Origin of the sequence: Arenibacter algicola, from assembly GCF_000733925.1 — a bacterium.
Lineage (GTDB): Bacteria > Bacteroidota > Bacteroidia > Flavobacteriales > Flavobacteriaceae > Arenibacter > Arenibacter algicola.
The window spans coordinates 663706-687714 of the sequence record NZ_JPOO01000001.1; the positions used below are offsets into that span (position 1 = coordinate 663706).

Annotated in this window: 18 protein-coding genes and 1 tRNA gene; 8 read left to right on the forward strand and 11 right to left on the reverse strand. The window is 39.9% G+C overall.

The genetic code is table 11. The features are described 5' to 3' along the window. Positions 1-11: 11 nt before the first annotated feature. The 4 genes from asnS to pyrH all read right to left on the reverse strand — a co-directional run bounded on the left by asnS (position 12) and on the right by pyrH (position 5480). Entirely contained in the window at positions 12-1445 is a 1434-nt protein-coding gene (asnS, locus tag U735_RS0102775) for an asparagine--tRNA ligase (RefSeq protein ID WP_031442367.1), read from the reverse strand. A 105-nt stretch (positions 1446-1550) separates the two neighbouring features. Next, complete coding sequence (locus U735_RS0102780; RefSeq protein WP_031442368.1) at positions 1551-3950, reverse strand: efflux RND transporter permease subunit; 2400 nt, start codon at positions 3948-3950, stop codon at positions 1551-1553. Positions 3951-4177: 227 nt separating this feature from the next. Continuing rightward, entirely contained in the window at positions 4178-4732 is a 555-nt protein-coding gene (gene frr / locus U735_RS0102785) for a ribosome recycling factor (RefSeq protein ID WP_031442369.1), read from the reverse strand. Positions 4733-4772: 40 nt separating this feature from the next. Then, positions 4773-5480: a UMP kinase gene (gene pyrH, locus U735_RS0102790; RefSeq protein ID WP_031442370.1), complete on the reverse strand. Its 708-nt coding sequence runs from the start codon at positions 5478-5480 to the stop codon at positions 4773-4775. Between the two features lie 243 nt (positions 5481-5723). Here pyrH and U735_RS0102795 point away from each other — a divergent pair, with 243 nt between their 5' ends. Then, positions 5724-7616, forward strand: a complete 1893-nt coding sequence (locus U735_RS0102795; protein ID WP_051891846.1) for a M61 family metallopeptidase — start codon at positions 5724-5726, stop codon at positions 7614-7616. Between the two features lie 208 nt (positions 7617-7824). On the opposite strand, the gene tsf is transcribed toward U735_RS0102795, so the two are convergent. The 4 genes from tsf to rplM all read right to left on the reverse strand — a co-directional run bounded on the left by tsf (position 7825) and on the right by rplM (position 10907). Then, entirely contained in the window at positions 7825-8649 is an 825-nt protein-coding gene (gene tsf, locus U735_RS0102800) for a translation elongation factor Ts (RefSeq protein ID WP_031442372.1), read from the reverse strand. Between the two features lie 95 nt (positions 8650-8744). Beyond that, on the reverse strand, positions 8745-9791 hold the full coding sequence (rpsB, locus tag U735_RS0102805; RefSeq protein WP_031442373.1) for a 30S ribosomal protein S2: 1047 nt from the start codon (positions 9789-9791) through the stop codon (positions 8745-8747). Between the two features lie 274 nt (positions 9792-10065). Further along, positions 10066-10452 carry a 30S ribosomal protein S9 gene (rpsI, locus tag U735_RS0102810; RefSeq protein WP_031442374.1) on the reverse strand — a complete coding sequence of 129 codons (387 nt, stop codon included), beginning with the start codon at positions 10450-10452 and terminating at the stop codon, positions 10066-10068. Next, a complete protein-coding gene (gene rplM / locus U735_RS0102815) occupies positions 10452-10907 on the reverse strand; it encodes a 50S ribosomal protein L13 (RefSeq protein ID WP_031442375.1) in 456 nt (151 codons plus the stop codon). Before rplM ends, rpsI begins: the two co-directional genes overlap by 1 nt. Positions 10908-11320: 413 nt before the next feature. On the opposite strand from rplM, the gene U735_RS0102825 reads away from it, so the two are divergent. Further along, a complete protein-coding gene (locus tag U735_RS0102825; RefSeq protein WP_031442376.1) occupies positions 11321-11803 on the forward strand; it encodes a hypothetical protein in 483 nt (160 codons plus the stop codon). Between the two features lie 87 nt (positions 11804-11890). On the opposite strand, the gene polA is transcribed toward U735_RS0102825, so the two are convergent. Both polA and U735_RS0102835 read right to left on the reverse strand, forming a co-directional pair. Further along, complete coding sequence (polA, locus tag U735_RS0102830; protein WP_031442377.1) at positions 11891-14734, reverse strand: DNA polymerase I; 2844 nt, start codon at positions 14732-14734, stop codon at positions 11891-11893. A 44-nt stretch (positions 14735-14778) separates the two neighbouring features. Beyond that, a complete protein-coding gene (locus U735_RS0102835; protein ID WP_031442378.1) occupies positions 14779-15774 on the reverse strand; it encodes an isoaspartyl peptidase/L-asparaginase family protein in 996 nt (331 codons plus the stop codon). Positions 15775-15816: 42 nt separating this feature from the next. Between U735_RS0102835 and U735_RS0102840 the strand changes: the two genes are divergently transcribed. From U735_RS0102840 to U735_RS0102850, 3 genes are all read left to right on the forward strand, one after another. Beyond that, positions 15817-16545, forward strand: a complete 729-nt coding sequence (locus U735_RS0102840; RefSeq protein ID WP_031442379.1) for a copper homeostasis protein CutC — start codon at positions 15817-15819, stop codon at positions 16543-16545. 51 nt (positions 16546-16596) lie between these two features. Beyond that, a complete protein-coding gene (locus U735_RS0102845) occupies positions 16597-17826 on the forward strand; it encodes a metallophosphoesterase (RefSeq protein ID WP_031442380.1) in 1230 nt (409 codons plus the stop codon). Between the two features lie 91 nt (positions 17827-17917). Beyond that, on the forward strand, positions 17918-18214 hold the full coding sequence (locus U735_RS0102850; protein WP_031442381.1) for a thioredoxin family protein: 297 nt from the start codon (positions 17918-17920) through the stop codon (positions 18212-18214). Between the two features lie 59 nt (positions 18215-18273). On the opposite strand, the gene U735_RS0102855 is transcribed toward U735_RS0102850, so the two are convergent. Beyond that, the gene (locus tag U735_RS0102855) at positions 18274-21606 is read right to left on the reverse strand and encodes a glycosyltransferase family 117 protein (protein ID WP_031442382.1); all 3333 of its coding nucleotides are present in this window, start codon (positions 21604-21606) and stop codon (positions 18274-18276) included. A 284-nt stretch (positions 21607-21890) separates the two neighbouring features. On the opposite strand from U735_RS0102855, the gene U735_RS0102860 reads away from it, so the two are divergent. From U735_RS0102860 to nusA, 3 genes are all read left to right on the forward strand, one after another. Beyond that, positions 21891-21962: transfer RNA gene (locus tag U735_RS0102860), tRNA-Gln, on the forward strand. A 322-nt stretch (positions 21963-22284) separates the two neighbouring features. Next, positions 22285-22746, forward strand: a complete 462-nt coding sequence (rimP, locus tag U735_RS0102865) for a ribosome assembly cofactor RimP (protein ID WP_031442383.1) — start codon at positions 22285-22287, stop codon at positions 22744-22746. Between the two features lie 13 nt (positions 22747-22759). Beyond that, positions 22760-23992, forward strand: a complete 1233-nt coding sequence (gene nusA / locus U735_RS0102870) for a transcription termination factor NusA (protein ID WP_031442384.1) — start codon at positions 22760-22762, stop codon at positions 23990-23992. Positions 23993-24009: the final 17 nt, after the last annotated feature.

Below are 24009 nucleotides of genomic sequence, written 5' to 3' on the forward strand. Positions count from 1 at the left end.
AAGAATAATGATTAGAATTCAGCATTCTGCGGTGTTCTTGGAAAAGGTATTACGTCCCTTATATTGCCCATGCCTGTTGCAAAAAGTACCAATCTCTCAAAACCGAGTCCAAAGCCACTATGTACGGCAGTTCCAAATTTTCTAAGATCCAAATACCACCAAAGTTCCTTTTCATCAATGCCCAAAGCTTTGATCTTCTCCAATAGTATGTCCAGGCGCTCTTCACGTTGGGATCCACCCACTATTTCGCCAATACCAGGGAATAGAATGTCCATAGCCCTAACCGTTTTGCCATCCTCATTTAAACGCATATAAAATGCCTTTATTTTTGCTGGATAATCAAATAGTATTACCGGGCATTTAAAATGTTTTTCCACTAGGAAGCGTTCGTGCTCACTTTGTAGGTCTGCACCCCATTCATCAATAAGGTATTTAAACTGCTTCTTTTTGTTGGGTTTACTGTTTCTAAGAATGTCTATGGCTTCGGTGTAAGTTACACGCTTGAAAGTATTGTCCGAAACAAACTTAAGTTTTTCTATCAACGGCATTTCACTGCGCTCGGCCTGTGGCTTGCTCTTTTCTTCGTCCAGTAGTCTTTGCTCCAGGAATTGCAGGTCTTCCATACAATTTTCCAGGGCATAATTAATGACTTCCTTAATGAAGTCTTCGGCCAAATCCATGTTGGCATCCAGATCATTAAAGGCTACTTCGGGCTCTATCATCCAAAACTCGGCCAAATGTCTTGAAGTGTTGGAGTTTTCAGCCCTAAAAGTGGGGCCAAAGGTGTAGACCTTCCCAAGTCCCATGGCGTAAGTTTCGGCTTCCAGCTGTCCGGATACCGTTAAATTGGTCTCTTTTCCGAAAAAATCTTCCCTATAGTCTATCTCACCATCATCCGTTAAAGGCGGCTTTTTATTGTCCAAAGTAGATACCCTGAACATTTCTCCAGCTCCTTCCGCATCCGAACCTGTAATTATCGGGGTATGGACATAGAAGAATCCATTTTTTTGAAAATATTGGTGCACGGCAAAAGAAAGGGCCGAGCGCACCCTCATTATAGCCGCAAAGGTATTTGTTCTTACGCGGAGATGTGCCTTTTCCCGCAAAAACTCCAAAGAGTGTTTTTTGGGTTGTATAGGGTAGACCTCAGGGTCTGCTCCTCCGTGCACCTTGATCTCCTTGACCTGTATCTCAACGGACTGCCCTTTTCCCTGGCTTTCCACCAAGGTTCCGCTTATTTTGACTGCAGCTCCTGTATTAATTTGCTTTAGTAGATTTTCATCAAACTCCTCAAAATCTACAACGCATTGTATATTGTTTATAGTAGACCCATCGTTCAAGGCAATAAATCTATTGCTCCTGTAGGTTTTTACCCAACCGTTAACAATAACCTCTTGGTGTAAATGATCTGGGGATAGTAGCTCTTTTACGCTAAATGTGTTCATTTGAATTCCTTGTAAATTAAGTGGCAAAGATAGCCTTTTTGCAAAAATATGAATTGGGTATATATCTGTATATACCGGGTAAAAAATATTTTAATCAACGGACTATTACTCCTTGTCCGGGATATTGAGTTCTTCCTTGGGAAGAATGTCTATATGTGGTTCTTTTAGTACTTGTTTGTTGGCAATGCTTCTTTCCAATGAAAGGAGTAAAGAGGGTAATAAAATAAGGTTGGCCAGCATGGCGAACAATAAGGTGGCCGAAACCAATGCCCCTAAAGCTACTGTTCCTCCGAAACTTGAAATTATGAAGACCGAAAAGCCAAAGAACAGTACAATGGAGGTGTAAAACATGCTTACCCCGGTCTCCCTTAAGGCGGCGTAGACCGATTTTTTAATTCTCCAATGGTTACTGGTAAGTTCTTGCCGGTATTTGGCCAGAAAATGTATGGTGTCGTCTACCGAAATTCCAAAAGCAATACTAAATACCAAAATTGTGGAAGGCTTAATGGGTACCCCTACAAATCCCATTACACCTGCCGTTATTACAAGTGGTAGTAAGTTGGGTATCAATGAAATTACGATCATTCTAAACGATCGGAAAAGATAGGCCATAAAGAGGGCAATAAGACCAATGGCCAAAGCTAGGGACATGATCAGGTTTTTTACCAAATATTTGGTCCCTTTTAAAAAGAGAAGGGCGCTCCCTGTCATGGTAACCTTATACCTGTCCGCAGGAAAGATTTTGTCAATATTTTCTTTTAGCTTGGCCTCTATGGTTTCCATTCGGGATGTTTTCACATCCTTCATGTAGGTTGTTATCCGGGCTACCTGCCCCGTGCTATCTACAAAACTACTTAGTAGGTTGCCGTTGTCCGCGGATTTACGGGCGACATCCATAATAAAAGTATTTTCTTGTGAAGTGGGCAGTTGATAATATTTGGGGATACCACTATAAAAGGCCTGTTTGGAATATTTAACCAAGTCCACTACCGAAACGGGTCTGGAAAGTTCCGGGATTTCATTTATCACCGTACCCAATTCATCCATTTTTCTCAAGGTGGAAAGTTTTAGAACCCCTTTGGGCCTTTCAGTGTCCACTACAATTTCTACGGGCATTATTCCATCAAACTCTTGTTCAAAAAAGCGTATGTCCTGAAAAAATTCGGCCTTTTTGGGCATGTCCTCTATAGGGCTTCCGGAAATGTCTATTTGATAAATTCCAATTATACTGGCCACCAAAAGAGCAATGGATACTATATAAACGGAAATCCTTCTCTCCCTTACAATTCTTTCCATCCAGCTAACAAAAGTTTCTATCCACTTGGTATTTAAGTGTTTCAAATGCTTGTCTTTTGGAAGGGACATGAAACTATAGATAATCGGAATTATCAAGAGGGAAAGCACAAATATGCCTATAATATTGATAGAGGCAACAATGCCGAATTCTTTGAGCAGTTTACTGTCGGTAATGATAAATGTTGCAAAACCGGAAGCCGTAGTAACGTTGGTCATTAAGGTTGCGTTACCAATTTTTGAGATTACACGTTGTAATGACAGGGCCTGGTTTCCGTGCTTTTTTACTTCTTGTTGGTATTTGTTGATCAGAAAGATGCAGTTGGGTATACCAATAACAATAATTAATGGTGGAATTAGGGCGGTTAGTACCGTAATCTCATATTGTAGCAGTCCCAAGATTCCAAAAGCCCACATAACCCCGATAATTACGACAAACATGGAAATAATCGTGGCCCTAAAACTTCTGAAAAAGAAAAAGAAGATCAAGGAGGTGACCCCTAGTGCCGCAAGAATAAATTTCCCGATTTCATCAATGATATTTTGGGAGTTCATTGTTCTAATGTAGGGCATGCCTGAAATATGAACATCGAGGCCGGTTTCTTTTTCAAAATTTTTGACCAAAGTAGAGAGGTCTTCAAGTATAAAGTCCTTACGTACGGAGGTGTTTACAATATCCTTGTCCAAATAAATAACGCTGCGTATGGTATGTGTTTTTTTATTGTAGATAAGGTTATCGTAAAAAGGAAGATCGTTAAAAAGATGATTGGTTAGACTGTCTACCTCCTTTTTGGTTTTCGGGGTTTGTTTTATAAAAGGCTGCATAACAAATTCTTGTTTTACAGTGTCTTTTACGAGCTCTTGTAAATTGTCTGTGGACAAAACAAAGTCGACCTCAGGAAAGGCCCCCAGTTGTTTACTGAGTTTGTTCCAGCGATTAAATTTTATAGGGGTAAATAGTGCGCTGTCCTTTACGGCCAAAACAACAACATTGCCTTCCTCACCAAATTGTTCAAGAAAGGATAGATATTCCAGATTTACAGGGTGGTGATCCGGTAGGAGGTTGGCCTGTGAATTCGAAAACCTCATTTTCTCCCATTGCATGGACATAAAAAGGGTCATAATGGCCAATAGGACTAGAATTATAATTCTGTTCCTAAGTATTATCCGTGCTATTTTTGCCCAAAATCCTCGCGTTAACTTTGCAACCATCTAGTGAAACGTCTTATTTCAGAATGCTTTTTTGGCATCTAAACCTAAAAAAAAACCAGTAAACCCTTATGATTTAAACAGGTCTTTCGGATTCTAAAATTATTCGAGCGCAAAGGTAGAGAATGATTGTTATTGTTCCTAGGAAGCTGGGACTAAATAGTAAGGGTCTGGGGAAACAAAAAGAGCGACTTCATAGGGTCGCTCTTTTTGTTTCGGTGCTTTTAGGATTATACTTTCATGATTTCCGCTTCCTTCGCCTCAAGGAAGGCATCGATCTTTTTTATGTACTTATCGGTGAGTGCCTGTACATCGGCTTCTGCGTTCTTCTGTAGATCTTCGGAAACATCCAGACTCCTAACTTCTTTGTTGGCTTCCTGACGTGCGTTACGGACACCGATTTTTGCGTCTTCCGCTTCCGCCTTTGCCTGTTTTACCAGATCTCTCCTTCTTTCTTCCGTTAGGGGAGGTACGTTTATAATTACAAAATCGCCGTTGTTCATAGGATTAAATCCAAGATTGGCGTTCATTATGGCTTTTTCTATTTCATGTAGCATATTCTTTTCCCAAGGTTGAACAGACAAGGTTCTTGCGTCCGGAGTATTCACATTTGCAACTTGGGACAATGGAGTTGGGGAGCCATAATATTCCACCATGACACTGGATAGCATTACTGGGCTTGCCTTGCCTGCCCTAATTTTTAAGAACATTTTTTCAAGGTGTGCTATAGCACTGTCCATCCCTTCTTTGGTAGTATCCAGTATAAATTTAATTTCTTCGTTCATATGCTATTTTTTAAATGATTTAACACAAATAGTGCCAAAACTATAGATTTACAACGGTTCCTATATTTTCTCCGGAAACCAATTTCATAAGGTTTCCTTTTTTGTTCATGTCAAAAACAACAATAGGCAATTCGTTTTCCTGGCTTAGGGTAAAGGCTGTGGTGTCCATAACTTTAAGTCCCTTAGTCAGTACATCTTTAAAGGTTATCGTATCAAATTTGGTGGCTGTTTTGTCTTTTTCCGGGTCGGAGGTATAAATACCGTCCACTCGGGTACCTTTTAAAATTACATCGGCTTCAATTTCTATAGCTCTTAATACGGCGGCCGAATCTGTGGTGAAATATGGATTTCCAGTACCGCCGCCAAATATAACCACCCTACCTTTTTCCAAATGCCGCATGGCGCGTCTTCTTATGAAAGGTTCGGCTACCTCATTTATTTTTATGGCAGATTGTAATCTGGTCTGTACTCCCTGCAATTCCAAGGCACTTTGAAGGGCCAATCCATTTATAACGGTGGCCAGCATCCCCATATGGTCTGCTTGTACCCTGTCCATTCCGTTACTTGCACCGGCCAATCCCCTGAAAATATTTCCACCACCGATTACAATAGCAACTTCTATACCTTTGTCCACAACTTCCTTGATCTCCTCCGCATACTCGGATAAACGCTGTGCGTCTATGCCGTATTGCTTAGTGCCCATGAGGGCTTCTCCACTGAGTTTTAAAAGTATTCTTTTGTATTGCATCGTGATGTTGATTAATTTCAAGCAAAAATAATCAAAAATATTTATGAAGTGGCTTAGCGTAGACGATTCATGTATCCTTAATTATTTCCTAATGCATATGGGAAGGTAGATTTATTTTTATAATCTTGCGTCTGTTTTTCTAGTTCCGCCAATTTATAACGGAAAAATGCCATTTCTTAACATATCGGTGCCTGGAGAGGCTTTGACATTTTAGGAATAATCGATAAATAAAATCAATAAAAAATGATAAATAAAATAGGGTTGTTTGGAAAATCATGGATTTTAGGGGTTGCAATTTTGGTGCTCCAAGGGTGTGGTTCCACCAAGACTTTGGTGTCTGCCGATAAGGCTTCCGTAATTGCGAAAATCGATTTGATCAATGTTGTAGACGACAAAGTAAATGTAGTTTTGGATCCGGCGGCATTTGTAACGGATACGGTATCTTTTTTTATTCCCAAGACAGTTCCAGGTACTTATAGCGATGATAACTACGGAAAATATATAGAACAATTCAAGGCTCTTGATTATAAAGGAGGGGAATTAAAAGTGGAAAAGTTGGATGATAATACTTGGAGGATTATCAATGCCAAGGATTTGGATAAAATTGACTATTGGGTAAACGATACCTATGATACGGAAGTAGAGGTGAGTGAGCCGGTCTTTTCACCCTCTGGGACCAATATACTTAAAGGAAAGAACTTTATGTTGAACCTACATGGCTTTGTGGGTTATTTTGACGACCTTGAGGAAATACCGTATTCATTGGAAATTTCTGCCCCAGATGGTTTGGAGCCTGTAACTTCCTTGGTTAAGGGTGTGCAGGATGTAAATAGGCCGGAAACAGATATTTTTGTAGCCAATCGTTACTTTGAAGTTATAGATAATCCTATAATGTACTCCAACCCAAGTACGGAAACATTTCAGGTGAACGATATTGCGGTAACCTTAAGCGTTTATTCTCCAAATGGTCATTATACAGCTGCTAGTTTAAAAGCAGGAATGGAAAAAATGATGCGGGGTCAAAAGGCATTTTTGGGCGATATTAACAGTACGAAGCACTATACTATTATCCTCTATCTTTCCAATATGGATGATAATGATGCCAAAGGTTTTGGGGCATTGGAGCACCACACTTCTACAGTTGTGGTAATGCCAGAACAAATATCTAAGGAGAGATTGGAAGAGGCAATTTTTGATACGGTTGCCCATGAATTTTTTCATATCGTCACGCCCTTGACGGTTCACTCCAATGAAATACAATATTTTGATTTTAATGACCCAAAAATGTCCATGCACTTATGGATGTATGAAGGGACTACCGAATATTTTGCCAATCTTTTTCAAATTCAGCAGGGGTTGATTTCGGACGAAGATTTTTATGAAAGGCTTATGGAGAAGGTCGAGAGATCCAAAACCTATGATGATAGTATGTCCTTTACCCTTATGAGCAAAAATATATTGGAGGAGCCTTATAAGGCAAATTATGCCAACGTTTATGAGAAAGGGGCATTGATAAATATGGCTTTGGATATTAACCTTAGGGAATTAAGTGGAGGTGAAAAAGGTGTTTTGTGGTTGATGAAGGAACTTTCCAAAAAATATGGAAATACCAAGCCTTTTGAGGATGGGAAGTTGATTGATGAAATAGTAGCAATGACGTATCCGGAAATAGGGGAATTCTTTAAAACCCATGTCGCTGGTGAAACACCCATAGACTACGCTGTGTATTGGAATAAAGTGGGACTGCAAACAACGGAGCAGGAGCAGTCTACAGGTTATTTTTTTGATGGTGAGGTGCCTTATATAGATGTGGATCCTTCAAATGACAATGCAATTTTTGTAAGGGAAGGAATTCAATTGAACAGTTTTTTTAAGGGTTTGGGAGCCAAAGGGGGAGATATAATTAAAAGCGTTGATGGTAAAATGACCAATCTGGTTAATATTAGGTTACTTATAGGGCAGAGTATGAATTGGGATCCGGACAAGGAAATAGTTTTGGTGGTGCAAAGAGGGGATGACGAAGTTACCTTGACAGGGAAGGTTGGTGAGCCTACTTTGGATGTAGTTAAGTTAGTTCCTATGGAAGGCGCTAGCGAGCAGCAGATCAAACTGCGGCAAGCTTGGTTGAGAGGTTAGTGCCTTTTGTGCAAAGCTGTTGAGGAAAAGTTCGGGCATCCTAATTGGAGTATGCCATTTTAATCTAATGTTTATATTTAAATAGGAATTGGATGTAGATTTTCTTGACGATATTCTTGGCTATCAAATTCTGTAATCTAGTTTAATTGCATAAAAAAAACGCCTCTACATTGTAAAGGCGTTTTTTTATATGCTTGGTGCTTAAGGATTATCCTAGAGCAACCCTTTTAAATCCTGTTACTTCCAATTTGGAATCAACAGATTTTACGTATTGGGCTACGCTTTGTTTGCTGTCCTTAATGAAATCTTGGTTCACCAAGGTATTGTCTTTGAAGAAACGGTTCAATTTACCTTTGGCGATATTATCCAACATGGCTTCTGGTTTTCCTTCTTGACGCAATTGATCTTTGGCAATTTCGATTTCTTTATCAATAATTGACTGGTCAACTCCTTCTTCGTTTAAAGCTACCGGGTTCATAGCGGCTGCCTGCATGGCAACATCTTTAGCGGCAACGTCTGCACCCTGAACAGCAGCAGAAAGTCCTACCAAAGTAGCTATTTTGTTTCCAGCGTGAATGTAAGAGCCAACAAATGGAGCTGAAAGTTTGCTGAATCCACCTATTTCAATTTTCTCACCAATAACACCAGTTTGTTCAGTAAGCTTATCCTGTACAGAATTCCCTTTGTAATCGGCATTCAAGAATTCTTCTTTGGTGTCGAAATTTAAGGCTAGGTCTGCCAAGTCGTTGGCCAAAGCAACAAAAGTGTCGTTCTTGGCAACGAAATCGGTTTCACAGTTCAAAGAAATGATAACTCCAGTAGTGTTGTCTGCATTTACTTTGGCAATAGCAGCCCCTTCGGAAGAATCACGGTCAGCTCTTTTAGCAGCAACTTTTTGTCCCTTTTTACGTAAGATTTCAATTGCCAAATCAAAATCCCCTTCTGCTTCAACCAATGCATTTTTGCAATCCATCATGCCTGCACCAGTTGTTTGTCTTAGTTTGTTTACCTCAGCGGCGGTAATTTTAGCCATTTTATTTTGTTTTAATTTTCACCTAAATTAAAATAGAAATGTAATCCTAATCTAGGTTAATGTTAAATTTATATTCTGTTTTAAGTAAAAGAGGATTATTCTATTCCTCCTTTAACGCTATCTTGCCATTCCTGCAATTCATCCCAATTACCATCGGCAGCCATTTGTGCCTGCTTAGGCCATGAAGCTGGATTTTTGGAAGCGTATCTTGGGCCGGATTCAGTTAGGATGTCTTTAAGATCGTCCTCTGATTTGTCCGCTAGGTCAGCATAAGTATTGATGCCTGCTTCTTGGAAAATTTCAGCAATTTTTGGGCCAATACCTTCAATTTTGGTAAGGTCGTCTCCAGTAGTGCTAGCTTTTTTGGGAGCTTTCTCTTCTGAAGCTACTTTTGCTTTTTTCTCCTTTGGTTTGGCTTCATCTCCACCTTCCTTCTCACTTTGCTTTTCAGATTTACGTTCTGTTAATCCTTCTGCAATAGCTGCAGTTACAGATGCCATAATAACCTCTATGGATTTTGAGGCATCGTCATTGGATGGAACTATAAAATCGATTGGTCGTGGATCGGAATTGGTATCTACCATTGCAAAAATTGGAATGTTCAATTTTTGTGCTTCTTTTACAGCGATGTGCTCACGCATGGTGTCAACAATAAACAAAGCTGCTGGTAGACGTGTCATTTCAGAAATAGAACCTAAGTTCTTTTCCAACTTGGCACGCAAACGATCAACTTGTAGACGCTCTTTTTTGGAAAGCGTGTTAAAAGTACCGTCTTTTTTCATTCTATCAATAGAAGCCATTTTTTTAACGGCTTTACGAATAGTAACGAAATTGGTCAACATACCACCTGGCCATCTTTCAGTGATGTAAGGCATGTTTACATTCCCTGCTTTTTCAGCAACAATGTCCTTTGCTTGTTTTTTGGTAGCTACGAAAAGTATTTTTCTACCTGAAGCCGCAATTTTTTTAAGAGCCTCATTGGTCTCTTCTAGTTTTGCAACTGTTTTATAAAGATTGATAACGTGAATTCCGTTACGCTCCATGTAGATATAGGGAGCCATGTTCGGATTCCATTTTCTGGTAAGGTGACCAAAATGTACACCTGCCTCTAAAAGGTCTTTTACTTCAACTTTGTTTGCCATTTTTATTTTTTAGTTTACGTTCCTTTGAATTAGCAATACTAAAGTGGTGCCCAAAGGCAGCCTTTAATATTTAGATGCTAAACTAATTTATCCAGAATTTAAATGCATTGGACTTTCCCCTAAGGCGAGGTCCTATGATTAACTTTGGATTATTACTTACCCTATGACAAGGGTTTTCAATGAACAATTAAAAATTATACCGAATCTGACAATTTTTTCCCGATAAGCATCAAGAGCATTGCCGTATTTCAGTATTTGTTTTGTTAATACGGTATTAACGTTTAGAGAACTGGAATTTCTTACGAGCTTTCTTCTGACCGAATTTCTTACGTTCAACCATTCTTGGATCTCTTGTTAAAAGACCTTCTGGCTTAAGAACCAATCTGTTTTCGGCATCCAATTCGCATAATGCTCTGGACAATGCCAAACGAACTGCTTCCGCCTGTCCTGTAATACCGCCACCATATACATTAACTTTTACGTCGAAGTTCTCTTCGTTGTTGGTCAAGGTAAATGGCTGCTTTACTTTGTACTGTAATGTTGCTGTAGGAAAATAGTTGCTTAAGTCTCTCTTGTTAATAGTAATGTTACCATTTCCTTCTGTAACATAAACTCTGGCAACTGCAGTTTTTCTTCTACCAATTTTATGAATCATTTCCATTACTTAAAATCGTTTAAGTTAATTGCTGTTGGTTTTTGTGCTTCTTGGTTGTGGGCTGCTCCTGCATATACCTTCAGATTACGAAAAAGCTCTGCACCCAATTTGTTTTTGGGCAACATACCTTTTATCGATTTCTCTACTATACGCGCTGGATCTTTAGCCAACATTTCTTTAGCCGTTGTAAACCTCTGGCCTCCTGGATAACCGGTGTGACGAACGTAAGTTTTTGAATCCCACTTCTTTCCGGTTAGGTTGATTTTTTCTGCATTGATAATAACAACATTATCCCCACAATCAACATGTGGTGTAAAACTAGGCTTGTACTTCCCTCTAAGTAACTGCGCTACTTTAGAAGCAAGACGGCCCAATGTTTCTCCTTCAGCATCAACTAGTAACCATTGTTTGTCAACGGTCGCCTTATTGGCCGAAATCGTCTTGTAGCTTAATGTATCCACACTAATATATTTATTGATTAAACACTTCAATCCCGTTTAACGGGCTGCAAATGTACAATTATTAAGTTGAATTCCAAATGGTTGTTTCTTATTATTTTATAGTTTTTTCCAATATTGGCAAATTGAAGCAAACTTTGCCAGCACTTTAGAATCCCAATAATTGATTTTTGTATAATACAGGTCATTTTGTTACCTGCAAATCCGAAGTAGTGGTATTGGCTTTGAAATTATTAAGGAGGAATGTTAAAACCACCGTAAGGCTTTTAAATGGCAATACATTTAGGATGTGATTTTTATAGTTTTTAAGTGTTGTTTTTTGTGGGGTGCGGATGGAGGGTTTAATTGTTGGGATTCATGGATACTAATTTGTACTATAATCCGTTAGCTTTTAAAACAATGTAAATTTCAAAAAGATGAAAATTAAGTTTCTTTTACTTTTTCTATCTACGGGTCTTTTCTTTTCATGTTCCTCGGATAGTGATGATGATAATTCCAAGGAGGATTCTATAGTGGGTGTTTGGCAGGCCTATGAACTAAAGGTTAATAATGATACTGCTAGTGATGATGAAAAAAATGCCAGGGATTTATTGGCATATTTAACAGCTAAAGAATGTTATGTGTTGAGTTTTGAATTTAAAGCGGACTTAACGGTTACTATTGAAAATTCCGTGGAATATTTGGAAAGGGATGGTTTTGATATTCCCTGTCCTACCGAAAAGGATACGGAAACCACGGTCTATGTTTATGCCGATGGCACACTAACCTATACCGATGAAGATCAGCAGGAAATCTCTGTTGATGTGACCATAGATGGTGACATCATGACCGTAGATGCTGCAGATCTGGATATACCCAATTTAAGTGCAGGTGGACAGCTTCTCTTTAAGAGAAAATAAAATTCTGATAAAAACCTATTACTAAAAAACGGAACGCATTGGTTTAAACCAATGCGTTGTTCCGTTTTTGTTTTTTAGAGGTTGGGCTTAATGGGCCTCCAGCCAATTGTTGCCAATACCCAGTTCCACATCCAGGGGTACTGATAATTTGTAGGCGTTTTCCATTTCTGTCTTTATCATGGTCTTTAATTCCTCCAATTCGGGCTTATATACATCGAACACCAATTCATCATGGACCTGTAGGAGCATCTTGCTTTTGTATTTTCCTTCTTCGAGTTTTTTGTGAATATTGATCATTGCTATTTTTATGATATCGGCGGCACTTCCCTGAATAGGGGCATTTACAGCGTTGCGTTCCGCTGCTCCACGTACAATGGCATTACTACCGTTTATGTCCTTAAGGTACCTTCGTCTGCCCAACACGGTCTGAACGTACCCATTTTCCCTAGCGAATTCTATTTGTTCACTGATATAATTGCGCAATTTGGGGTAGGTCTTATAATAGGTCTCTATTAGCTCTTTGGCTTCTGCCCTAGATAGGTCGGTTTGGTTGCTCAATCCAAAGGCCGATACCCCATATATGATTCCAAAGTTAACGGTCTTGGCATTGCTTCTCTGTTCTCTGGTAACATCTTCTAACGGGACATTAAATACCTTGGAAGCGGTGGAGGCGTGAATATCCTCTCCGTTTTTAAAGGCCTCTATCATGGTAGACTCATCGCTAAGCGCAGCAATAATCCGCAATTCTATCTGCGAATAATCCGCTGCCAACAAGGTGTAGTCTTCATTTCTTGGAATAAATGCCTTTCTAACCTGTCTTCCCCGCTCCGTTCTAATGGGGATGTTTTGCAGGTTGGGATTGTTGCTGCTAAGTCGTCCCGTAGCGGCAACGGTTTGCATATAGTCTGTATGCACCCTGCCCGTACTTTCCTCAATTTGTTCAGGTAGGGCATCCACATAGGTGCTCTTTAGTTTGCTTAGACCACGATAGTCCAATACGCTTTGGATTATTTCATGATCTTTGGCCAGATAGGATAGTACATCCTCGGCAGTGGAATATTGACCGGTTTTGGTCTTTTTGGGTTTGTCCACCAGTTTTAGCTTATCGAATAATATTTCGCCCAATTGCTTTGGAGAGGCAATATTGAATTCTTCCCCAGCTTCCTTGTAGATCTTTAATTCCAAGTTTTTGATATCGTTGTCCAGATCCTTGGCAAGAGAATTTAAAAAGTCCTTGTCCAAATTGATTCCTTCCTGTTCCATATCGGCCAGGACATGTAATAAGGGAATCTCTATATCATTAAATAATTCTTCGGTGTTGGCCTCTTTCAATTCTGGTCTAAAGTGTTGCGCCAATTGAAAAGTGATATCGGCATCCTCTACGGCATATTCGGTTTGTTGTTCCAAAGGAACATCCCTCATAGATAATTGGTTTTTCCCTTTTTTTCCAATAAGTTCGGTTATGGAAATTGGGGTGTAGTTTAAATAGGTTTCCGCCAGTACGTCCATGTTGTGGCGCATGTCCGGATTAATAAGGTAATGGGCAAGCATGGTATCAAAGCATTTGCCTTTTATTGAGATGTTGTATTTGTGCAGTACCTTAATGTCATATTTTAGGTTCTGTCCAATTTTTTCAATGTCGTCCGCTTCAAAAAACGGTCTTAATTGTTCAATAATTTCTTGGGCCTCTTTTTTGTCCTCTGGAAAAGGAACATAAAACCCCTTTCCGGCTTCCCAACTAAATGCAATACCTACCAGTTCTGCAGTTAGTGGATTAAGTCCCGTTGTTTCGGTATCAAAACAAACCGAGGTTTGTTTCATTAAATTCTGAACAAAAAGTTTCATGGCCATCCCAGGCAGTATACTCTGGTATACATGGGAAACTTCCTTTATGCTTTTTCTACTGGATACTTCTTTTATTGTTCCTCCCGTGACTTGTCCGTCGCCGCCGAATAAGGAAAATTGGCCTCCACCGGCCTCTGTTTGTTTCTTTTTTGAAGTGTTGGGCTCTTGCTTACTTTCCTCCGGGTTATCGCTATCCGATTCGGACGAAAAGAGCTTTAGGAATTGGTCCTTTAACCTACGGAATTCCAATTCCTCGAAAATCTCCTGCACTTTTTCGCCATCGGGCATGGAAAGCTCGTAATCTTTGGCGTTAAAGGTTACATCGCAATCCACAAATATGGTCGCCAGTTTTTTGGACAGAATGCCCAGTTCTGCATTTTCTTGGACCTTTTCCTTCATTTTGCCTTTGAGCTTATCGGTATTGGCAAGCAAATTTTCCATTGAACCGAATTGCTCAATAAATTTTTTGGCGGTTTTGTCGCCCACTCCTGGTAATCCGGGAATGTTGTCACTTGCATCGCCCATCATCCCCAAATAATCTATTACCTGTTCCGGACGTTCAACCCCAAAACGTTTTTGTACTTCGGGAATGCCCCAAATTTCTATACCGTTGCCCAATCTTGCCGGGCGGTACATAAATATGTTCTCGGATACCAATTGTCCAAAATCCTTATCCGGGGTAACCATATATACCTTATAGTCTTCTTTTTCTGCCTGCTTGGCCAAGGTGCCAATAATATCGTCGGCCTCCATTCCTTCCAATTCCACCACCGGAATATGCATGGCCTTCAATATATTCTGAATATAGGGTACGGCTATTTTAATGGCGTCCGGAGTGGCATCCCTATTGGCTTTGTATTCGGCAAACATTTCAGTACGGTCCGCACTTCCTCCCTTGTCAAAACAAACGGCCAAATGATCCGGTTTTTCCCTTCTGATCACATCCAATAAAGAATTCATGAATCCCATAATGGCGGAAGTGTCCATTCCCTTGGAGTTTATCCTTGGGTTTTTTATGAGAGCGTAATAACCCCGAAAAATCAGTGCATATGCATCAAGTAAGAAAAGTCTTTTTTGTTCAGCCATTATATTTGATTCTTGTTAAGATTTGGATATTGCGATATTGATAATTAGGATTTTAAAAAAGTCTCTGTCGGGTTGTTGCTCTGTCCGGCCTCTACAAATTTGCTGTAGCTAAACCCGGGATGTATGCAATAACCTCCGGTTTCCCCTTTCTTGTTGATGGCAATAAACCCAATTTGAAAATCCCTTCTATCCTTGTTCTTTTCCATGATTCGTCTTACACCTTCCTCGCAAGCCTCCTGTGGTGACTTTCCTTGACGCATAAGTTCCACGATAAGGAAGCTGCCCACGGTTCGCACTACTTCTTCCCCAACTCCTGTTGCTGTAGCCCCGCCAACTTCGTTGTCCACAAACAGTCCGGCCCCTATTATTGGGGAGTCGCCAACACGTCCGGCCATTTTGTAGCCCATTCCGCTTGTAGTACAGGCCCCTGCAATATCGCCATTTTTGTCAATGGCCAACATACCTATGGTATCGTGGTTTTCTATATTGATAATGGTTTCGTATTTGGATTTCTTTTTCCACTCCAACCAATCTTTTTTTGCTTTTTCAGTCAGTAGATTTGTTTTTGGAAAACCTTTTTCATAGGCGAATTGTTCTGCTCCCTTTCCGGCTAGCATTACATGCGGAGTATCCTCCATAACCTTTCTTGCAACCGAAATAGGATGCGCAATATTTTCCATACATAGCACGGCACCACAGTTCCCGTCCTTGTCCATGATACAGGCATCCAAGGTAACATGGCCATCCCTGTCCGGTCTTCCGCCGTTCCCAACCGTTTCGTTGCTAAGGTCTGCCTCCTCTACCATTACCCCTTGTTCCACTGCATCCAAAGAAGAGCCTCCTTTTTCCAAGACTTCCCACGCCTTTGCTGTTGCATTCTTGAAATTCCATGTGCAGATTACAATAGGTTTTACGGTTTCCAGGACATCTGGATTAAGCGGTAGCTCGTTTTTTGTTTCTTGATATGATGCGAAAAGTGGTGCTGATATTATTCCAGCAGTACTTAAGGTAGAATTTTTAAGGAAATTTCTTCTTTTCATAAGATGGTGTTACTTAATTTTAAGGTTCTAAATATAAGAAATATGATTGTAGAAGTATGTGCCAATTCCTTAGAATCTGCCCTTAACGCCCAAAAAGCTGGTGCTGACCGAATTGAGTTATGTAACGAGCTTGCTGTAGGTGGGGTTACTCCTTCTTTTGGGCTGTTGCAGCTTATAAAGGAACATATTTCTATTCCTGTAAATGTATTGATAAGACCTAGAAGTGGCGATTTTTCCTATTCCGATCCGGAATTTGAGATTATGAAAAAGGATATTGCATTGTGCAGGGAACTGGGTTTTAATGGGATTGTTTCTGGGGTGTTGTCCAAGGATTTTGCCTTGGATTATAAGAGAACCCAAGAATTGATTGGGGAGTCCGGACCATTGCAATTTACCTTTCATAGAGCTTTCGATTGGGTAAGTGATCCTATGGCTACTTTACGGCAATTGCAGGAATTGGAAGTAGATACCATACTAAGCTCTGGACAACAAAAATCTTCGGTGCAAGGAATGGAGTTGTTGACCCGCTTGTTAAAAGAATCCAAGGGTTGTGTTATAATGCCCGGGGGAGGTATACGTGATACCAATGTGTTGGAATTTAAGAAGCAGGGTTTTGGTGCGGTGCATTTGTCCGGGATAAAATTTCATAAAACCTTGGAACATACACCTGAAATTCCAATGAGCAGTCCAGGGTTTCTAAGAGATGATGAAATTGGCATTAGCGATTTGGCTACTCTTAAAGAGGTGGTCCGCCTAGTTAAAGAAAATTAAAAAACCACCTAATGGATTTGAAACCAATATCTTTGCTAAAAAAAATAAGGGATGCTACGTTGGATTGTTTTTATTGTCATTTATATAACCCTCGGAATTTATACTTTGCAAGCCATAAAGGCCTCAACCCGATATCCCTGGGTCTATTATGCCTATATGGTATTATCACTTTTTGTTTTGGGGAATTTCATCTATCAGTTTACTATGGGCGATGACCCTGGTAGGGTGTTGAGTGTATCAAAAAGTTATGCTTTTGGTCTCTTACTGGCAATCCTCACTTTTATGTTGATTACCATTGTATTTTTATTCTCCGAAGATATTTTTAGATTTTTTACTGCTAGCTATCACAAAATATTTGGTGGGACCAAAGAGTTTAGCCTCCCGGAGCGAAGACGTTTTTTAAGTACCCTTGCCATGGGTATTGCCGCTTTGCCATTCTCTGCATTGTTGTACGGTATGATTAAGGGGAAATATAATTTTAAAGTACTGAAGTATAATTTGGAATTCGATGATTTGCCCAATAGCTTCGATGGATATCAATTAACCCAAATATCGGATGTGCACAGTGGTAGTTTTGATGATAGGGAGAAAATTGAATACGCAATAAACTTGATAAATAAGCAAAAAAGTGATGTGTTGCTTTTTACGGGGGATATGGTTAACAATATGGCAGAGGAAATGTTGCCATGGAAAGACCTTTTTTCGACCTTAACTGCAAAGGATGGCAAATTTTCAGTATTGGGGAACCATGATTACGGGGATTATGTAAGTTGGGAAACCGAAGAGGCCAAAAGCAATAATTTAAACGACCTTAAAAATTTGCAAAAGGATATGGGCTTTGATCTCTTGTTAAACGATAGTAGGTACTTGCAAAAGGGAGAGGATAGAATTGCTTTGATCGGAGTTGAAAATTGGGGCAGGGGAGGATTTAAGAAGGCAGGGGACCTTAAAAAGGCTGTTTCCAATGTTAACAAGAATGATTTTAAGATCTTAATGAGCCATGACCCATCCCATTGGGAAGATCAGGTGTTAAAAGATGATTATCATTATCACCTCACCTTAAGTGGGCATACACATGGAATGCAATTTGGGATAGAAATTCCGGGATGGATAAAATGGAGCCCAGCTAAATGGAGGTATAAATATTGGGCAGGAGTGTATGAAGAAATGGGGCAGATGATAAATGTGAACCGTGGATTTGGGTTTTTAGGCTATCCGGGGAGGGTGGGTATTTGGCCCGAAATCACTGTAATTACCTTAAAAAAGAGGTCGTTGACCTGATTTTAACTACTACCTTGTCGACAAAAATGATAGCACTAGTTGTATTTTAACATTTTTTCTTATTTTTGATTTATAACCCAATGTATAGTATATGTCTAAATTTGGTGAATTAATTGATATTAATGTTCCTGTGCTATTGGATTTTTACGCAGAGTGGAACGAACAGTCAACAGCCATGCACCCTGTACTACGGGATGTTGCCGCTGCCTTGGGCGATAAGGGCAAGGTTATTAAGATTGATGTGGATAAGAATAAAGAGCTTTCCCAGGCATTGCGGGTGAAGGGCCTTCCTACCTTAATGATCTACAAGAAAGGTGAAATGGTTTGGAGGCAAAGCGGGGAGCAGGATGCCAATACCCTTATTGGGATACTTAATGAGTACATATAACTAGTTAAAATTATAAAAAAAACCGAGACCTGAGTCTCGGTTTTTTTGTGTCTTTTTATTTATTCTGGAAGCGCTACACTATCCAGTTGTTCTTCCGGTATAGCATCTATAGCGGATGAATCCATTAGATCCGGATCCGAAGTTGGAGCTTGTATGCCCTCCATTGGGTCGTTGCGATAAAAGCGTTCAAACTTATCTATGTATTCGTTGAAGATAAGGGTTTCCTTTTCTGCAGTTTCCTGGTCCTGGTTGGTAATTAAAATGTCAATATTTCTACTGTAGGCCTCCAGGTCTGGAATAATTTCGTCCAAGAACATTCGCTGTTCTTCAAAGGGTAAATTGGCGTAATAATCCAATCGTTCCTGATAAATGTTTTTCAATTTTTGAAATAGATCCCTGGCTTTTTGGGTTTCCCCTACTTTAAAGTATCCATCTATAAAAGGTTCTACAAAGGCGTAATACCCAAAATATTCAACAGGCATGTTTTCCATAGCGATATTGATAACGTCTTTCGCCTTTTCAATCTTGTTTTCGTTTATCAAAGTTTCGGTAAGCCGCGCTAAGTTGCCTCTAAAGGAAAGTGCCTGTGTTCGGGTTTGGGGGTCGTGATATATATCCGAGCTTCCTGCATTGCCCCAATCCCATTTTTTTACAATGTCGTACATAAGATCGGCATCTATTCTGCCCATCTCATAAGAACTCCTATTGGTTGTTTTAATGGGCACCAGTTTGTAGACCAGGCCATCCAATTGAAGATAGTCTTTCATCCAAATGTATTCCGCGGCATCAAAACTTCCCCCGGAAAAATATATGGGGCGTTTCCAGTCATTGTTGGCAATGATGTCCAGCATCAGGATTCGGTTTTTGGGCAGGGCACTCCTTGGTAGGTCTATATCAATATAATCCACTATTAGTGCCGAATCTTTTTCTTTGACCAAACCACTCTCCAGAACATTTTTCTTGTTTACCGGAACCCTAATTTTATTGGTCGGATAGTAGACGACATCCAAATTGCTTTCGGAATACTGACTCAGATCTGCACCTTTCTTCTGTAAAATACTTCTAAATTTGGTTTGTTCCTTATCACTGCCTACCCAGTTCATAAAGTCTTTTATGTCCCATCTGCTCTGGGTAAGTTCATTAAAGTATATGGCATCCCTAGATCCCCATTTGTATTCGTTGTGGGTAAGCTGGGACGGAATTGGGTCGCTTTCGTAGGCCTTCTTTTTCATTTGGTCTATATACCAATCCGTAGCAAAAAGACTGGTGTTTACCACCCGAACGTCCGTTCTGTAACCTTCAATCTCTTGTGCGTACCACAGAGGGAAAGTGTCGTTGTCTCCAATGGTAAACAAAATGGCACCCGAGTCTTCCTTGGTCGATTCCAGATAGGCCTTTGCGGTAGATTTAGCGGTAAACCTATTGGATCTGTCGTGGTCGTCCCAATTTTGAAATGCCATAACTCCGGGTACTGCCAAAAGGCAGAGAATGGTTATTCCTGGAGCCAATATTTTGGGACTCAATAGCTTTTGGAATTCATCAAAAAGCCCATAAACGCCCAGCCCGATCCAGAGGGCAAAAACATAAAAGGAACCCACTAGGGAGTAATCCCGTTCCCTAGGCTGAAAAATGGCCGGATTGGTGTAGAATTGGATGGCAATACCCGTAAACATAAAGAATACGAACAAAGCCCAAAATTGTTTGGGGTTTCTGCTTATTTGAAAGATTAGGCCAATTATACCTAGTAGTAACGGAAGGAAGAAATAGGTGTTCCTGCCTTTGTTGTTCTTAATATCGCTGGGAAGATTCTCCTGACTGCCCAACCTGGCACTGTCAACAAAGTTGATGCCGCTTAGCCAATTTCCGTGGTTGTCATATCTGCCTTGTATATCGTCTTGCTTACCAACAAAATTCCACATAAAATAACGCCAGTACATATAGCCAAATTGAAATTGGAACATGTATTTTATATTTTGCATTACTGTTGGGGGCTGCACATCAATATATTCGCTAAACTCCCTGAGGAATCTCATATATTGGGAAGTGTCTATTTCTCCTTTGGCGTAACCGTCCTTAAATTGGTTAACGGCTTCCCTTAGTTCATTGTTTCCAAGATAATCAGATTTTATCCTAAAGGTCAGCGGATCAAAATACTTCATATAATTCTCGGCATTTTGTTCGCTCCACATCCGTGGCAAGAGTCCTACATGATCTGGGTTTGGTCCTTGTAAAGCATCCTTATAGTTGTTTACTATAATATATTTTCCGGCCTTTAGGTCTTTTTCGTATTTGGGCTTCTCGTCCTTTTCATCACCTGCAGGGGCAAAAGTATCCGAGTAATAGGCGCCATATACTGGGCTGTCCACTCCAGGGTATTGTTCACGGTTGTAATAGGCCAACAAAGATCTGGCGTCCGAAGGATCGTTTTCGTTGATCACCACATCGGCATTTGCCCTTATGGGAAGCATTAGCCAAGAAGAGAATCCCAAAAATAAAAACATTAGACAGAGAACAATGGTGTTTGCTACGGTATAGTTGTTATTGCGGGTATAGCGTAAAGCCCAATAAAAAACACCTACAAAAATGAGCCCCATGATAATGGTTCCCGAGTTAAATGGCAGGCCAATGGTATTGATGAAAAACACCTCGCTCCAACCAAAAACCTTTAGCACATAGGTCAATGAAAATTTATAGACCAGCATCAATATGGCAACCACAATAATATTGGCCAAAAGGAAATTCTTAACGGTAGTGGTTTTATAGGTTTTAAAATAGTACAATAAACCTATTGTGGGTATTGCCAGGAAACCCATAAATTGAATTCCAAAGGTAAGTCCGACCACAAAAGAAATAAGGATTATCCATTTATTGCCTCGTGGATTCTCCAGATCATCCACCCATTTTAGTCCTAGCCAGAGTAGAAGGGACATAATTAAACTGGCCATTGCATAGACTTCGGTCTCCGTTGCGTTGAACCAAAAACTATCTGAAAAGGTAAAGGCCAGGGAGCCTACGATACCACTTCCTAAAATGGCCAAAGCTTTGCTATTGGTTATGACTTCCTCCTTGGAAATAAGTTTTCTTGTGAGGTTCGTAATGGTCCAAAACATAAAGAGGATAGTGAAGGCACTGGAAACCCCGGAAACGAGGTTTACCATCTTTGCAACCTGGGTAGGTTCTAAGGCGAACATGGCCATAAATGCACCTATCATTTGTAGCAAAGGCGCTCCCGGTGGATGTCCTACCTGTAGTTTGGCAGCTGTTGAGATATATTCACCGGCATCCCAAAAACTGCTGGTAGGTTCAACGGTTATTCCGTAGGTAATAAGGGCTATAAAAAAAACAAACCATCCTGTGATGGTATCCCATTTTTTGAAATTTTTTGAAAACATGCGGTTTGTCGTTTGTCCGAAGGGCGAATTTACTAATTTAAAAATATAATGGGATATATATTTCATAAACCTTTAACATGATATATGGATCAAGGCGACTTCATTAAGCGGGCCAATGTGGGTAATACCAAGGGGTATTGCTTTAGGGCATGTAATTAATGTTGTTGCCGCAACCCTTACGGTGCTGGTTGTGGCAGAATATTTTTCTATTTTTTTGGAATATGACTCAAAAATATTTGTGCATATAAAACTTTGTTTTAAATTTGCACGCTCAAACGAGGTAGTGGCCTATGGTGTAATTGGTAACACAGCTGGTTTTGGTCCAGTCGTTCTAGGTTCGAGTCCTAGTAGGCCAACTTAAAGTTTAGAAGTAAAATCCCAATGCAAACGTATTGGGATTTTTATTTTAGACGAAAATATGCGATTACCGTAAGACAATTTTTGAAGGGTATCATAAATTGTCTTTTAGATAATAAATAACTAAGATTATTGTAGAATCTAAAAATTATGTATATTTGCGGTGCTGAAAGAATATAAAGTATTCATGAGGGGACATTTTGTCCCCTCTTTTATTACTATACTTTAATTAAACGGCACGGTAAGAAAACAGCTTTACGTTATATTCTGAAGCAGGTCGATTTCAGATTTAAGAGCATATGTTTAATAAAACCGAAGTATATGTTGAAGGATAAAGTTACTGCACTTTTAGAGGAAGCGTTAAAGGAGAATCAATCACTTTTTTTATTGGATTTTTCAATATCCGCAGATAATAAAATAAAGATAACCTTGGACGGTGACCAGGGTGTTACCTTGCAGGATTGCATGAATGTAAGTAGGGCCATAGAACACAATTTGGACCGGGAGGAAGAGGATTTTTCCTTGGAAGTGGCTTCTGCGGGAGCAGCTTCTCCAATTAAGTTGCCTAGGCAGTACACAAAAAATATTGGTAGAAAACTTGAGGTTAAGACCCAGGATAGGGAATTTGAAGGCAAGTTGACAGAAGCATCAGGGGATAGTATTACCCTGGAGTGGAAAGATAGGGAACCCAAACCCATAGGAAAAGGGAAAATCACGGTTCAGAAAAAGCAGCAAATTGCAATTTCTGATATTAAGGAAGCTAAAGTTGTATTAAAATTTTAATTGTAGTTCAAAAATGGAAAATATTGCGCTAATCGAATCTTTTTCGGAATTTAAAGATGATAAATTCATAGATAGGGTAACGCTAATGGCGATTTTGGAGGATGTTTTTAGGAATGCGTTAAAGAAGAAGTTTGGTTCCGATGACAATTTCGATATCATTATAAACCCGGACAAAGGGGATTTGGAGATTTGGAGAAACAGGGTTGTTGTTGAAGACGGGGAAGTTGAAGATCCGAACGAAGAAATATCGCTTTCTGCGGCCAGAAAAATAGAACCGGATTTTGAGGTGGGTGAGGATGTGTCCGAGGAGGTGAAATTGATAGATCTTGGAAGAAGAGCAATTTTGGCCTTAAGGCAAAATCTTATTTCTAAGATCCACGAGCACGATAATACCACCATCTACAAGCAATTTAAGGATCTTGAAGGTGAGATTTATACAGCGGAGGTACATCATATTAGACACAAGGCCATAATTCTTTTGGATGATGAGGGGAATGAGATTATTTTACCAAAGGATAAGCAGATTCCTTCAGATTTCTTTAGGAAGGGAGATAATGTACGTGGAATAATAGAGAGCGTGGAGCTTAAGGGCAATAAGCCTACCATAATTATGAGCAGAAGCTCTCCCTTGTTTTTGGAGCAATTGTTCTTCCAGGAAATTCCCGAAGTTTTTGATGGTTTGATAACCATTAAGAAGGCGGTTAGAATTCCAGGGGAAAAGGCCAAGGTGGCAGTAGACTCCTATGATGACCGTATAGATCCGGTAGGTGCCTGTGTGGGAATGAAAGGATCCAGGATCCATGGAATTGTCCGTGAATTGGGCAATGAAAATATAGACGTAATAAACTGGACTAGTAATCCACAGTTATTGGTTACTAGGGCTTTGAGCCCTGCCAGGGTCTCTTCTGTAAAATTGAACGATGAAAAAATGACCGCTCAGGTGTATCTTAGGCCAGAGGAAGTTTCCAAGGCTATTGGTAGGGGAGGTCATAATATTCGATTGGCAGGGCAATTAACTGGTTATGAAATTGATGTGTTCCGTGAAGGTGTGGAAGAAGATGTTGAGCTTACTGAGTTCTCCGATGAAATAGAAGCATGGATCATTGAGGAATTTAAGAAAATAGGTATGGATACCGCCAGAAGCGTTTTGGAACAAGATGTGGATGATTTGGTAAAAAGAACCGATTTGGAAGAGGAAACAATTTTGGAAGTTGTGCGAATTCTTAAGGAAGAATTAGAAGATTAAACTATATATTAGCAGTA

Bases quoted from the DNA above. Each gene is read 5' to 3' on its own strand.
- asnS (WP_031442367.1), bottom strand. From the start codon at position 1,445: ATGAACACATTTAGCGTAAAAGAGCTACTATCCCCAGATCATTTACAC.
- U735_RS0102780 (WP_031442368.1), bottom strand. From the start codon at position 3,950: ATGGTTGCAAAGTTAACGCGAGGATTTTGGGCAAAAATAGCACGGATA.
- frr (WP_031442369.1), bottom strand. From the start codon at position 4,732: ATGAACGAAGAAATTAAATTTATACTGGATACTACCAAAGAAGGGATG.
- pyrH (WP_031442370.1), bottom strand. From the start codon at position 5,480: ATGCAATACAAAAGAATACTTTTAAAACTCAGTGGAGAAGCCCTCATG.
- U735_RS0102795 (WP_051891846.1), top strand. From the start codon at position 5,724: ATGATAAATAAAATAGGGTTGTTTGGAAAATCATGGATTTTAGGGGTT.
- tsf (WP_031442372.1), bottom strand. From the start codon at position 8,649: ATGGCTAAAATTACCGCCGCTGAGGTAAACAAACTAAGACAAACAACT.
- rpsB (WP_031442373.1), bottom strand. From the start codon at position 9,791: ATGGCAAACAAAGTTGAAGTAAAAGACCTTTTAGAGGCAGGTGTACAT.
- rpsI (WP_031442374.1), bottom strand. From the start codon at position 10,452: ATGGAAATGATTCATAAAATTGGTAGAAGAAAAACTGCAGTTGCCAGA.
- U735_RS0102825 (WP_031442376.1), top strand. From the start codon at position 11,321: ATGAAAATTAAGTTTCTTTTACTTTTTCTATCTACGGGTCTTTTCTTT.
- polA (WP_031442377.1), bottom strand. From the start codon at position 14,734: ATGGCTGAACAAAAAAGACTTTTCTTACTTGATGCATATGCACTGATT.
- U735_RS0102835 (WP_031442378.1), bottom strand. From the start codon at position 15,774: ATGAAAAGAAGAAATTTCCTTAAAAATTCTACCTTAAGTACTGCTGGA.
- U735_RS0102840 (WP_031442379.1), top strand. From the start codon at position 15,817: ATGATTGTAGAAGTATGTGCCAATTCCTTAGAATCTGCCCTTAACGCC.
- U735_RS0102845 (WP_031442380.1), top strand. From the start codon at position 16,597: ATGCTACGTTGGATTGTTTTTATTGTCATTTATATAACCCTCGGAATT.
- U735_RS0102850 (WP_031442381.1), top strand. From the start codon at position 17,918: ATGTCTAAATTTGGTGAATTAATTGATATTAATGTTCCTGTGCTATTG.
- U735_RS0102855 (WP_031442382.1), bottom strand. From the start codon at position 21,606: ATGTTTTCAAAAAATTTCAAAAAATGGGATACCATCACAGGATGGTTT.
- rimP (WP_031442383.1), top strand. From the start codon at position 22,285: ATGTTGAAGGATAAAGTTACTGCACTTTTAGAGGAAGCGTTAAAGGAG.
- nusA (WP_031442384.1), top strand. From the start codon at position 22,760: ATGGAAAATATTGCGCTAATCGAATCTTTTTCGGAATTTAAAGATGAT.